At 69.6% G+C, this 13812-nt stretch carries 6 protein-coding genes; all 6 read right to left on the reverse strand.

Features of this window, described 5'->3' with window-relative positions:
- Positions 1-2: 2 nt before the first annotated feature.
- Positions 3-3437, reverse strand: coding sequence for an amino acid adenylation domain-containing protein (locus tag ACWCPQ_RS22765; RefSeq protein ID WP_449902026.1), 3435 nt, complete (start codon positions 3435-3437; stop codon positions 3-5).
- Between the two features lie 208 nt (positions 3438-3645).
- Positions 3646-5391 carry a condensation domain-containing protein gene (locus ACWCPQ_RS22770; RefSeq protein ID WP_449902029.1) on the reverse strand — a complete coding sequence of 582 codons (1746 nt, stop codon included), beginning with the start codon at positions 5389-5391 and terminating at the stop codon, positions 3646-3648.
- Between the two features lie 139 nt (positions 5392-5530).
- Positions 5531-10009 (reverse strand): amino acid adenylation domain-containing protein, encoded by a 4479-nt coding sequence (locus ACWCPQ_RS22775; RefSeq protein WP_449902031.1) that lies wholly within the window; start codon positions 10007-10009, stop codon positions 5531-5533.
- 76 nt (positions 10010-10085) lie between these two features.
- Complete coding sequence (locus ACWCPQ_RS22780; RefSeq protein ID WP_449902033.1) at positions 10086-11027, reverse strand: methionyl-tRNA formyltransferase; 942 nt, start codon at positions 11025-11027, stop codon at positions 10086-10088.
- 54 nt (positions 11028-11081) lie between these two features.
- The gene (locus ACWCPQ_RS22785) at positions 11082-12392 is read right to left on the reverse strand and encodes a SidA/IucD/PvdA family monooxygenase (protein WP_449902036.1); all 1311 of its coding nucleotides are present in this window, start codon (positions 12390-12392) and stop codon (positions 11082-11084) included.
- A gap of 303 nt (positions 12393-12695) precedes the next feature.
- On the reverse strand, positions 12696-13748 hold the full coding sequence (locus tag ACWCPQ_RS22790; RefSeq protein ID WP_449902038.1) for an AMP-binding protein: 1053 nt from the start codon (positions 13746-13748) through the stop codon (positions 12696-12698).
- Positions 13749-13812: the final 64 nt, after the last annotated feature.

Here is a 13812-nt window from a genome sequence, read left to right on the forward strand (position 1 = left end):
GATCAGGCGACCTCCACGCCCTCGGAAGCACCGACGGCGGCGACCTCCAGCAGAATGCGGGCCACCCGCTCCAGCCGCCCGGAGGTATCCGCGGCCCGCAGCGCCGCGCCGATCCCCCGCACGGTCCGCTCCGCCAGGACCACCGTGACCCCGAAATCGGTGACAGCGAGCAGACTGCGGATCTTGGCGGTGAGGGTGGTCGCCAGAATCGAATTACCACCGGCCTCGAAGAAATCGGTTTCCACGCCGAGCCGCGGCACTCCGAGCACCTGGGCCGCGATATAGGCGAGAGCCGCCTCGATATCACCGGCGGGTTCGATGTAACCGGCCGCGGGTTCGCTGTCGGTGTCGGCGAACAGCGCCCGGATCGCGGCCCGGTCGGATTTGCCGTTGGCGGTCAACGGCATCTCGTCCAGGAACCGGACCGAGTCCGGGATCATATGTGCGGGCAGCAGTTCCCCGAGCCGCGCGGCCGGGTCGGCCGGGGTGGTACCCGGCACGGTCACCGCGGCCGCCACCAACCGGCCGGACCCGGTGACCAGCGCGACGGCCGCGCGGATATCCGGTAGCGCGGCCAGCGCCGACTCCACTTCCCCGAGTTCGACCCGGTAACCGCGGATCTTGACCTGATGGTCGGCCCGGCCCAGGAATTCGACCGTGCCGTCGGGCAGATAGCGGGCCAGATCACCGGTGCGGTACCAGCGGGTTCCGTCGAGTTCGACGAACCGTTCGGCGGTGCGCTCGGGGTCGCCGCGGTAGCCGTCGGCCACGCTCACTCCACCGATCCACAGTTCACCCGGCACCCAGTCCGGGCAGTCCTCACCGCGCTCGTTCACCACCCGCAGCGCCACATTCGCCAACGGCGCACCGTAGGGGACCGTGGCCCATCCGGCCGGGAATTCGTCGGTGACCTCGTAAACGGTGGAGTGGATAGCGGTTTCGGTGGTCCCGCCGAGCCCGGCGAACCGCAGGCCCGGCACCCGGGCACGCAGCCGGTGGCCGAGATCGGCCGGCACCCGGTCGCCGCCGGTGATCACCAGCCGCACCGCGGCGAGCTGAGCGGCGGTGGCCGTATCGGCCAGCATCGCGGCCAGACCCGGCGCGCAGTTCAGCACGGTGACCGAATGCTCTTCGATCAGTTCGCTCCACGCCACGGCATCGCGTTCGGTGGTTTCGTCCACACAGATCACGGCACCGCCCAGGGCGAGCGGAGCGAAGATATCGAAAACGGACAGATCGAATTCCAGCGAGGACAGCGCGATCGTGCGATCACCGGAACCGAGACCGAAATACGCGGTGAGCGCATCGATGGTGTTGGCCGCCGCGCGGTGCCCCACCTCCACACCTTTCGGTTCACCGGTGGAGCCGGAAGTGAACAACACGTAGGCGACCCGGTCGGCGGCCACCTCCCGGGGCGCCGCGAGGGGCGCACCGGACAATGCGCTCTCCAGCGCCAGCGCCGTCACCTCGTCCGGCAGTTCGAGGGCATCGCCGACCACAGCGATCCGGGCGCCACCGCGCCGCAGGATCTTCTCCCGGCGCGCGGCCGGTTGCCCGGTACCGATCGGGAGATAGGTCGCCCCGGCCGCCAGCACACCCAGTACCGCGGGGATCTGCCGATAGCCTTTGGGCACGATCACCGCGACCGTATCCCCGGGCCGCACCCCGGCCGCGTCCAGCGCACCGGCCACCGCCAGTGCCTGTCCGGCCAGGTCACCATAGGTGAGCGAGCCGGAACGCCACCCCAGCGCGATGCGGTGCGGGTCCCGGGCCGCCTGTGCGAAGAACGAGTCGTGCAGGGTGCGCGCGCCGAGGTCCGCGGCGGTCGCGTTCGCTGCCGTTCGTACGGCACGCTGCTGTTGGGGGAGCGTGATCGCCAGCGGCGCCGACCAGTCGGCATCCGGTTCGACCAGGGCCGCCAGGATGAGCCGGAACTGCTCGAACATCGCCGTCGCGACACCCGCGGGCAACGCGTCGCGCCGGATGTCCCAGTTCACCAGCAGACCGCCGTTCACCTCCGCGACCTGCGCGTCCAGATCCACCTGCGGTCCCTGCGACAGGATCCACACCGGCTCGCCGAAGATCCGGGTGACCCGGTCGGAGAACAGTTCACCCAGGTCGAGACCGGAGGTGAAAACGACCGACGGCGTGACCGGGGCACCGCGTAGCCGGCCGAGATCGCGCAGTACGTCCAGGCCCTCGTACTGGGCGTGCGCGGCACCGGTGTGCAGAGCGTGCTGGAACCGCCCGGCCCGGGCGGTCATGGATTCCGGCCGGGTGGCATCGACGTCCACCAGCACGGAATTGGTGAAATCACCGACCACGGAGTCGATCGCGTCGTGCAGCGGTTCGCGGGCGAACAGTGGGACGTTGAGCAGGAAGCGCTGACGCACCGACCAGCGTGCGATCACCTCGGCGAACACGGTCGCCAGCGCGACCGCCGGGGTGACCCCGTTGCCGTGGGCGCGACGCTGTAACCGCGCCCTGGTCTCGGCGTCGAACCAGTGGTGCAGCCGGATACTGCGGGTCGGATCGGCGCGCTCGGTCTCCGGGACCACCGGCAACGCCGGAATATCCGGCATATCGGCCAGGCGTTCGGCCCACCAGTCCCGATCGGCGGTATTGTCCGCGGCCCTACGTTCCTTGTCCCCGAGATAGTCCCGGAAGGTGTAGCCGACGGGTTCGAGGCTTTCGGAGTCGGTGTCGTAGAGCTGTGCCAGGTCGTCGAGGATCCGCCGGTAGCTCTGCGCGTCCGCGGCGAGCATGTCCACATCCAGATGCAGCCGGTGCCGGCCGCCGGGCAACAGGCTCAGGGTGATATCGACCACCCGCCCCTGTTCGACGTCCATCCGCTGATGACTCTTGTCCTGGCGCAACCGTTCCAGTTCGGCGTCCGGGTCGGCGGATCCGGTCAGATCGACTGTGCCGAACACCTGCGGGCCCACCGGCAGTACTCGCTGGGTACCGGCGTCGAGGAACTGTGCGCGTAACTGATCGTGGCGGGCGACCAACCGGGCCACCGCACGTTCCAACCGATCCGCTCGTACCCCGTGCCCGTCGAATTCGACGTACAGATGAGCGGCCACCCCGCCCAGTCGCTGGTCGCCGCGCCGGCCCATCCAGTACGCGTGTTGCATGGTCGCGAGACCGAATTCACCGCCGGGTTCGGGGGCGGCGACCGGCCGGGCTGCGGGCGCGGGCGGCTCCGCCGCACCCCCGGACGCGGTGAGCAGGCGGGTCCACGCGGTGATCGTCGGCTCCAGCGCCAACTCCGAGCTGCGGACCTCGAGTCCCTGTTTGCGCCAGGCTGCGGAGAGTTTCATGAGCTGCATCGAATGCATGCCCAGACCGACGAGATCGTCGTCGTAGCCCACCGACTCGGGCGGTACGCCGATGGCTACCGCCACAACGTCGCGTACCTCGGATTTGTCGAGCATCCCACTCCTCAACCACAAGAACCTGCCCAGAGAATATAGGCAAGCCTTGCCTAACAATAGCGGAGGTGCCCACTACTGGGGAACCTCCGGACAATCGCCCGGCAATCGGCCACCGAGACCGATTCACCTGCGGCGATGCGGAAATCCGGTCGATTCGGACTTATCCCCGGCCGACGGCGGTGCGCCGAGCGGAAAGGTCCGCGGCCGCTCAGCGAGCGCCGAACTTCTTCCCCAGCGCGCTCAGTGTCGCCGCATCGAGCCCCGACGCCCCCATCGGCGAGATCGTGGGCGCCTGGCCGGCCTCGGCACCGGCATCGGCACCCGCCTCCGCCCGCTCGAGTTGCCGGGCCAGATCGTGCACGGCCGGATGCCCGAAAACGGTCTGGACGTCCAGCGAGTAGCCCTGGTCGGCCAGGTCGGTGACCATGCGCAGGGCAGCGATACTGTCGCCGCCGAGTGAGAAGAAGGTGTCCTCGCGACCAACCTCGTCGTCCTCGTCCAGATCGAGCACGGTGCGGATCGCCGCGGCGATCACGCGTTCGGGCTCCGACTGCGGCGGCCCGCCCAGACCGGAAGTCATGAAAACGAATCCGGCGGCCGCGGCGAACAGCGCGGGAGCTGCATCGTCGATCCCGATCGGAGTGTCGGGGTCGGCCGCCCAGGCGGTGGCGCGCTGCGCGAAACCGGATGCGAAGGTGTCGATCTCGGGGCGTCCGGCGAGCTGCGGCGGGAAGACGATGTGCACCGCGGCGGAACCGTCGGCGGCGGGCACGATATCGAAGACGATGTCCACGCCGTAGGGTCGCGCCACCTGCCGCCCGATCTCCCGGACCGACAGCCCGTGACCTTCCAGCTCGAGGGGGCCGCCGGTTCGGATCTGGACCAGGGCCTGGAACAGCCCGCCCTCGGCCGGAACAGCGTGCCCGCGCAGCAGATGGGTCAGCCGTTCGATACGCGGTCCGGCGTGCTCCCGCGCCGTCGCGACGGCCGCGGCCGCCCGAGCGATCGAGTCACGTGCGGTCCCACCGGCGGCATCCAGGCGAATCGCGAGATAGTTGGTGAAATTACCGATCACCGCGGCGGATTGCGCGGTACGTGCCGGATCGGCCAATCCGACCACGATATCGTCCCCGAGCCCGGCGGCACGCAGCGCTGCCGCCGCCGATGCGAGCAACGGCGCACTCTCCACGCCGGGAGCGGCCAGGGCCGCGAGCGTTTCCGCGGGCAGCTCCACGGTGCGATGCGCGAGACCGCCACCCGCGCCCACCGTGATGACCGGCGTCCGCTCGGGCACCCCCGCGAGCCGATCGGTCCAATAGGCGAGAGCCGGATCGTCGGCCGCGGTCGCGGCGAGATTGCGCAACTGGGCGGCGGCGTACTCGCGGTACTGGCCCGCGGCGGGCACGGATTCGCCGGTGTAGTGCGCGAACAGACCGGTGACGATCAGATCGAGGCCCGCGTTGTCCGCCGCGACGGGGTGGACGGCGACGGTGAGGACATCGCGCCCGGACAGCCGGTACAGCCGCATCCGCAGTGGAATCCGCCGGACGGGATCGAACCGATGCCCGGCATCGCCGGCGAGGGCCGCGACCAGCGCGGCCTCGTCGGTCACCCCTTCCGCGATCTCCAGCACCGACTCCGGCTCGGGAAGCGGCTGCTGATAGGGCATCCGGCGATCGTCGGGAAACACACTGCGCAGGATCTCGTGTTCGGTGAGCAGGGCGCGGGCCGCCCGATCGAGCGCGGCCACGTCCAGTCCCCCGGTGATCTCCACCGCGACGAACAGATTCGGCACCGGAGATCCGCCCTGACCGGCGCGCAACCGTTCCGGCAGCAGCGCCGCCTGTTGGGACAGCGACAACGGCACCGGGCGCCCCGCGGCGGACCGCCCGGGCGCTGCGACGGCGCCGGGGACTGCCCGCGTATCCGCTTGCTGCACGAGTGAATCTGGCATTGCGATCCTCAGCTCACCGATGGAATCCCCGGTCGGCGCGAACGACTGTGTCGGCGCCTCGTCGAGGAAAGTTAGCCTATCCTAAACGATGCCGGAAGCGTTGTGCAGCCCTCGCCCCATAATCCGGAACACACCATGATCAGAACCGTTCGGATTCGCCCCCGACCACCCACCGCAGGCGTACCGCACTCGCCGGAACCGCCTCCGAGACCGGTACATCCGGGGCGTCGACGAAGGCCGTGAGCAGCCCTTCGAGCTGCCGTGCCAGCTGCTCGGCCCCGGCCGGATCACAGATCTCGGTAGCGGCGTGCACGGCCACCCGCAGATCCCCGCCGGCCGTGGACCCGAACGCGAAGACCAGCGGATGCACCGGATCGACACCCGTATCCAGCACGCGCACCGCGACCTCGTCGCCGAGCCAGGCCTGCCCGGGCCAGGAATACTCGCTGAAATCCACTACCGCCCGGCACAGGTCGTACGGAGAACGGTCCGGGCGCACCGCGGCGGCGATCCCGTCGATCACCATGTCGCGGCTGCCGTAGACCCCGAGCGCGGTGGCCCGTGCCCGGTCGAGCACGGTACGCAGGGTGGGATCACCCGACAGATCGTGGCGTAGCACCACACCCGCGGCCAGGGGCCCGACCACCTCGGCAACGGAATCGTCGGCCCGGCCCGACAGCGGTGCGCCCAGCGCGATATCGGTACCCGCGCCGAGCCCACAGCACAGCGCGGCCACCACTGCCTGATAGAGCATGTACTCGGAGGCCCCCATCGTTTCGGCGTGGGCCCGCAACCGGCGGCGCAGACCGGCGGGCACCGCGAAGTGCGCCGACCGGAACTCCGTCGCGGTGTCCCGGCCCGCTGCCGGGATACCGGGCAATCCGGCGAGCGCGGCACGCCACTGCTCGAGCTGCGGCCCCGCCGATTCGACGACGGCCAGCTGCCACAGGGTGTAGTCGGCGTAATCGATCGCCGGCCCGGCCCATTGCGGGGGAGCATCCGCCCCGGCCCTGCTGCGATAGGCCGTGGCCAGATCGGCGAGCAGAATTCGCAACGACCGGTCGTCGGCCACCAGCCGATCCGCCGTGAGCAGCAGTGTGTACCGGTCCGCGCCGAGTACGAACAGCCGGGCCTGCAGCAGGGGCCCCGAAGCGCGATCCGATACGACCGGCGCGGACAACGCCGCCGCCGATCCGGCCTCGTCCGGTTCGGTACAGATCAGTTCGGCGCCCGATTCCGGCTGTACCACTTGATACCGCGCGTTGCCCTCCCCGGCGAAGACAGTACGCAGGATCTCGTACCGCGCGTACACATCACCGAAGGCGGTGGCCAGCGCAGCACGGTCGAGCGGACCGTCCAGCCGGACCGCGAGCCGGACCGCGCCGACTCCGGCAAGTGCACGCTGGTTGTAGGACAGCGGTATCCGTTCGGGGCGGGGCCGGCGATCCAGTTGCGGCCGGCCCGAACCCGCGATCGGGGTCGCGTCGATCACCGCCGCCAGTCCCGCCACGGTCGGCTCGTCGAACAGCGCCCGGACGTCGACGGTGACGCCGAATTCCTCCCAGATCAGCAATACGAGCCGATTCGCCAGCAACGAATGGCCGCCGAGTTCGAAGAACGAATCGTGCGCACCCACACCCGCGCATCCGAAGATCTCCTCGAACAACGCGGCCAGCCGCGCCTCGGTGGGGGTACTCGGCGGCCGGACCTGCGCGGTCCCGATGCGCCGGGGCGCGGGCAGGGCTCGTTTGTCCAGCTTGCCGTGCTCGGTCAGCGGGATCTCGTCGAGTACCGCCCACGCCGTCGGCAACATGTAGTCGGGAAGCGAGCGCGCCGCGTACGCGCGGACCTCGGCGATATCGAGTTCGCCCGCGGCGGGAACGAGGTAGGCGGCCAGCGCGGTGCCGGTCGCCGGATCCTGGTACGCCACCACGGCGCAGGCGCCGACGCCCGGATGCGCCGACAGTGCCGCCTGCACCTCACCCGATTCGATCCGGTACCCGCGCACCTTCACCTGCTCGTCGGCGCGCCCGATGAATTCGATCTCCCCGGCACTGTTGCGCCGCGCCAGATCACCGGTCCGGTACAGCCGCCGCCCGGGCCGGAACGGATCGGCCACGAACCGCTCGGCAGTGAGCCCGCACCGGTACAGGTATCCGCGGGCCAGCTGCTCCCCGCCGAGGTAGATCTCCCCGATCACCCCGTCCGGTACCAATCGCAGCCGATCGTCGAGCAGATGGACGTACACGTTCCGGTTGGGCGAGCCCACCGGGACGATCCGGGTACCCTGCGGTCCTCGAACCGTGAGGTGGGTGGCCGATACGACCCCTTCGGTCGGGCCGTAGTGGTTGCGCAGTTCGGCGTCGAAGACCCGGGCGAACCGGTCGGCCACCTCACCGAGCAGCGCCTCACCACCGACCGGCACCCGGCTCAGGGCACGCCATTCGGTCACCTCGGGCAGCATGAGGAAGGTGCTCAGCAGCGAGGGGACCATATGCAGGACGGTCACCCCGTGCCGGGTGATCAGATCGGAGACATAAGGGATATCGCGCAGCGCATCGGGTTTCGGTATCACCAGGCACGCACCCAGGCTCAGCGTCACGAAGATATCGAGCAGCGAGGCATCGAAGCTCACCGACGAGGTCTGCAACAGCCGGTCGGCCGCGGTCATCTCCCATTCGGCGCCGAAGCCGAGCAGATGGTCGGCGATCGCCGCATGCGAGACCTCGACACCTTTCGGAGTTCCGGTGGATCCCGAGGTATAGATCACGTATGCGAGGTTGTCCGGGCGCAGCGGCCGCAATCGGTCGTCGTCGCCGAGATCGTGCTCCGGCAGCCCGGCGGCGCTCTCCTCGGCGACCGCCAGCTCCACCCGGCCGAGTACCAGTCGCGGTCGCGCGTCCGTGTCCATGAAGTCGATGCGCTGATCCGGGTAGGAGGGGTCGATGGGGAGATAGGCGGCGCCCGACTTCAGTACGGCCAGGACCGCCACCACGAATTCGGCCGAGTTCGCGATGCGCAGGGCGACGAGATCCTCGGTACCGATGCCCTGTCCGGCGAACCAGCGGGCCAGCCGATTTGCGCGGCCGTTCAGCCGGGCGTAGGTGAGTTCGAGATCGGGCTCGCCGTTCGTGCCCGGAGCGATCACGGCGGTTGCGGCACCGTCGCGAACGACCCGCTCCTCGACCAGCGAGACGAGTGTCGCGGGTGCGTTCGCCACCAGTTCACCGTGCGACCGCGCGAGCAGCAGGTCCCGCTCCCGTGCCCCGAAGAGATCGAGATCGCCCAGCCGCGCCCGCGGATCGGCGGTTGCACTGTCGAGCAGCCGGACACAGTGTGTGAGCAGCTGTTCGACCAGCGGTCGGGCCAGTCGTCGCGGCCGGTATCCGGCCTCCAACCGCGGCGCCCGCTCGTCGAGTACCACCGTGACCCGCAACGGAACCGGTACGCCGGGCGAACCGAATGTCTCCAGCGTGGTTTCGATGCCGTCGAGTTCCGGGACGGTGACGGGCGAGCGCACCCCGAACGCGATCCGGGCCATCTGCTCCAGCCCGTCCCGTGCCCCGGTCCGGTCCGGGTTGATCGCGTGGACCACCCGGTCGATACCGATATGCCGATGATCGTGACCGGCGGCCAGTGTCGTCGCGATCTCGTCGAGGAACTCGGCGAAGGTCTGTTCCGGCCGCGGGGTGGCCCGGACCAGCAGGGTGTTGCCGAAATAACCGATGGTGGCGGATTCGCGGGGGCCGCGCAGCCCGGCCGGTACGGCAACCAGGAAATCGTCGGTGGCCGTGTAGCGATGGATCAGCGCGGCGAAGGCGGCGAGCAGCACCGCCGACTCGCCGGTGCCCCGGGCGGCGGCGACAGCTCGTACTCGCGCGAGCAGATCCGCCGGCAGCGGCACCGAAGTATGTACGGCCGTATCCGGTCCCGTCACCCGGCGGGCGGATCCACCCGGCAGTTCCAGCGGATCGGGCAGTGGTTGCAGCACCCGGCGCCAGTACTCCATACCGGCGTCGTCCGCAGCGTCCGGGATCTCCTCGGACCGGACCGGCGGCGGCAGCGGTGTGCCGTTGTATTCCGCCGTCAGCTCGGTGGCGAAAACGGACGCCGATTCGTCGTCCCACGCGATCGTATGCGCCACCAGCAGGAGCACATGATCCCGCGGGCCGAGGTGGATCGAGGTGATCCGCAGCGGCGCCTCATCGGCCGGATCGAAGGGCTGCGCCAGCGCTCGCCGGGTCAGCACCTCGACGCGCCGGCGGGCGGGTTCCTCGGCCAGCGCGGACAGGTCGTGCTCCTGCCAACGGAACGGCAGATCGGTGCGCACCACCTGATACGGCTCGCCGTCCGGACCCAGCCCGTAGGTGGTGCGCAGTACGTCCTGCCGTTCGACGATCGCCTCCACAGCCGCGCAGAGCCGTTCGGGGTCGAGCGGCCCGCGCATCCGGTAGACCAGCGGAATGTTCAGCGTGCTGTCGTCGGGATCGCGGGTCTGCAGGAACCAGGCGCGGCGCTGCCCGGACGACAGCGGGCGCCGCGGTGTCGTGTCCCGGCCGTACGGGACGGGTTCGACGGGCCGGACCTCGTGATTCGCGTCGTTGGCGATGATCGACATGATTCCCTTCGGCCCTTGAACTGGTTCGCTTCGATGCGGCCGGTCGGGCCGGTGCCGACGCGCCGGCCCGACCGGGTCATTCCGGTGTGTCGGTCAGATATCCGCCGCGCCGGAAGAATTCGGCGCCGGTGTGCTCGGTACCGTCGGCGGTCCGGATCCGGGTGATCAGCAGACCGTGGTTGTCGCCGCGATGGGCATCGGGACCCGACACCACGACACCGCCGTCCTCCTGCACGATGACCCGGCCCGGGGTGCCGCCGTAGCGGGCCGCGGAAACTGCGGCCTCGAGCACCTCGATCCGCTCGCCCCGGTAGTGGCTGTACGCCCGCGGGTACGGGGCCGAGAGGGCACGCACGAATCGATCCAGATCCGTCGCGGACCGGTTCCAGTCGAGACGGCTGTCCCGATCGGAACGTTTGTGGAAGTAGGTGCGGGCGGCCTTGTCCTGCGGCCGCCACTGGGCCGTACCGGAGGCGAGCGCGGCGAGGGCCTCGTGCACCGCGCCGGGGATGAGTTCCATACCCGCGAGCACCAGTTCGGTCCCGGTGGCCCGCGGCCCGATGGGCAGCGAATGCTGGACGAGGATATCGCCGGTGTCGAGCTGTTCGTCCATCCGGTGCACCGTCAGGCCGAATTCGGTGGCACCACTGATCAACGCCCACAGCACCGGGGAGAACCCGGTGAATTTCGGCAGCAGCGAATCGTGCAGGTTCAGGGTGCCGTGAGTGGGCATGTTGTACAGCTCCGGCGGCATCCAGGTGTACCAGCTGTTCACCACGATCACGTCCGGCTCGGCGCGTTCGACCAGGTCTATGGTCTCCGTGTCGGCGCGTTCGGTCAGGTGCACGGGGATGCCGTGTTCGCGGGCGAGCTCTTCCACCGAATCCGACCAGATCCCCTTGTAGGAGTCCTCACTGGCGGGGTGGGTGACCGCGAGCACAACCTCGTGCTCGGAGTCGATCAGCGCCTGCAGAGTCTTTCGCCCCCAGGTCTGGAACCCGAACGAGACGATACGCATGAACCAACCTCATCCTCATATAGCCGATAAAAGTAAGGCAAGCCTAGCCTAGTTTCAGACCGCCGCCCGCTGGGTACCGGCCGGATCCCCGGACCGCACCGCCGACCCGCCGCCGGCCGACGCCTCCGCCGGCGAATACGCCAGGACACGGTCCGAGAGTTCGCCCAGACAGCTGAGATTCGGGAATCCGGGCCCCTGCGACAAACCCGCGAGATTCGGGAGATACAACTTCGCGGGCAACCCGCCGACCGCCAGATCGTGATCGATCGCCGCCTCGATCCGGGCCTGGGTGAGCGGACCGCCGACGGCCAGTTCGATCAGATCGGCGGCCTCCTCGTCGAAGAGATCCAGGAACCACAGCGGTTGCCCACCGGTGGCGTCCACGACCAGATCGAAGGCGTGCATCTGGTCGGGCCGCGATTCGTTGCGCAGCGTCAGCGCGACACCGTCGCCCTGATCGGCGACCCGTACCACGCGCCCCTGAAGATGATGGACCCGGTTGTCCGCGAGCAGGGTCTCCTGCACCCGCACCGAGAACACACCGCGATCGGTACGCCGCACCACATCCCGGCGTTCGGCGATACTCAACGCCCGCCATTTCGCGGGATCGCTGAAAAGGGAATTCTCGAAGTAGCTCTCACCACGGGTGTAGATGGTCGCCCCGGGCGAGATCACCGATACGGTCAGCACATCGTGACGGACCAGTTCGTCCATCGCCGAACCCGCCGTCTCGCCGCCACCGATCACCGCGGCCCGCGAGGACACCGGCAACTGCCGCCGCCCGGCCAGATCCCAGAAATCGGCGATACTCAGCACTTTCGGATGCTGCGCGAGCGCGCGCCTGCTGTCGCCAGGGCCGGTGATCATCAGCCGGGCGGCTTCGGTCTCGACGGTGCCGCCCTCGGCATCGGCCACCGTGACCCGCCAGCCCGCGCCTTCGGCGCGAATGCTTCGCACCCTGCCGCGCAGGATCTCGACACCGGACCGGCGGGCGACCCACTGCAGGTATTTCGCCCACAGATTGTGTTCCGGGCTCGGCCGACCCCGGTCGACCCATTCGGCGTAGGTGCCGCGATCGACCAGGAAAGCCGTCCAGCCGAATGCCATCATGGCCTCGTCGACCGCATGATTGTGCCCGCGGGCCCAGGTGGAGTGGTACGGGAAGCCGATATCCTTCTCCGGACTCGTACCCAGACGATGCCTGCCGTCGGTCCAGCCACCCGCGGCCAGCCAGTTCCCGCCCACCGCGTTCGGTTCCACGACAGTGACCTGCGGCGCGGGCAATCCCAGCTCCCGCAGCACATACGCTTTGGCCGCTACCGCCATTGCTTTCGGACCCGCACCGACGACCAGAAGTCTGTCCACTGGTTCTCCCAACTTTCCCGACAGCCCCGTTGGCGTCGCGCCTCATCTGGCGTGGTGGCGATCGCGCGACGGCGCGATCCGATCCACCCGACTTCGCATAGGCTTACCTTACATGAGGGAGGGTCGCGAAACCTCTGCCTGAGTACAGGAATTCACGAAACCGCAGGTCCGGACACCTACAGACGGGAGCCACCCGGCAATGGGCCGGATAGACCGACGGCTCCGCCGCGGGCGAACCCGCGACGAAGCCGTATTCCATACCCCCCGCAAGTTGTCACGCCGACGCCCGGCCGGGCGCGCGCGTCACGATTCGACGATCAACCGGCCTTCCGGAGTCCACCAACCGCGCCGCGATGTCCGAAACAACCGGGCGCCGGATTCGTAGGGATCGTCCACGAAGCACTCCCGGTCGCGGCCGCCGGCCAGTTCCGCCGCGAGAGCTCGCCCGCCCACGTAGATATCGCCGATCACGCCCGGCGGGACCAACCGGCCGTCGTCCAGCACCAGGACCTTCGCTCCCGGCACCGGCCGGGTCCAGCTGGTCGGCGCGAGCGGCCCCCGGGAGACGGCTCCGAGATAGGCGGCCGAGTGGAACGCGACGGTCGCCACGGCGTCCGGCGACAGACAGCGCACCGCTTCCCCCAGCGCCGAGCCGCCATAGGTGCCGACGAGGTCCCAGCGGGCCACCGTCGGCAGCCGGTCGACACCTTCGGCCATCAGCAGCACCGGCAGTTCGGCGTCGGCCACGACCTGGGTGACCCCGTAGCTCTCGATCAGCCCGGCCAGCAGCGCCGGGTCCCGGCGCTGGATCTCGGTCGGCACCACCACGGAGGCACCGGCCGACCATGCCGCCAGCAGATCCACGGCATTCTGCGGATTGCCCCACGGCAGCGCCAGCAGGCGCACATCCGCCGGCCGGGCCGCCGGATCGTACCGGCGCAACCGGCGGTCGGCGGCGACGCCGCGACGGTCGGCGACCGCCACCGCGAGCGCGTCGGCACCCAGCAGCAGGCCGTCGCCGCCGAAACGGCCGACCCCGACCCGGGAGGCGGTGACGAATTCGGCCAGCAACGCGGCGACACCGGTGGCCGTGGGCACGGCCGAGGAACGGTGCACACCCCGGAATCGGTCGAGTCCGTCGAAGAGATCGCCGTAGGTGAGGTGTTCGTCGGCGCAGCGGGCGGCCGCACGGCCCGTCGGAACCATATGACCGTGCCGGATCACGGTGACCAGCGCGGACACGTCGTAGGGTTCGACGCCGGTGGCCCACTCCCCCAGGATCCGCTCACGCTCGACCGTGGTCGGGGCGGCCGCGGTGCGCGGCTCGACACTCCTGATATCGTCGACGACGGTCATCAGTCACCTCCTGCTACGGGCAGCGGAGACGGCGTGGACCACGAGCGGATCGACCACCGGACCT

Source organism: Nocardia sp. NPDC001965, from assembly GCF_053594175.1.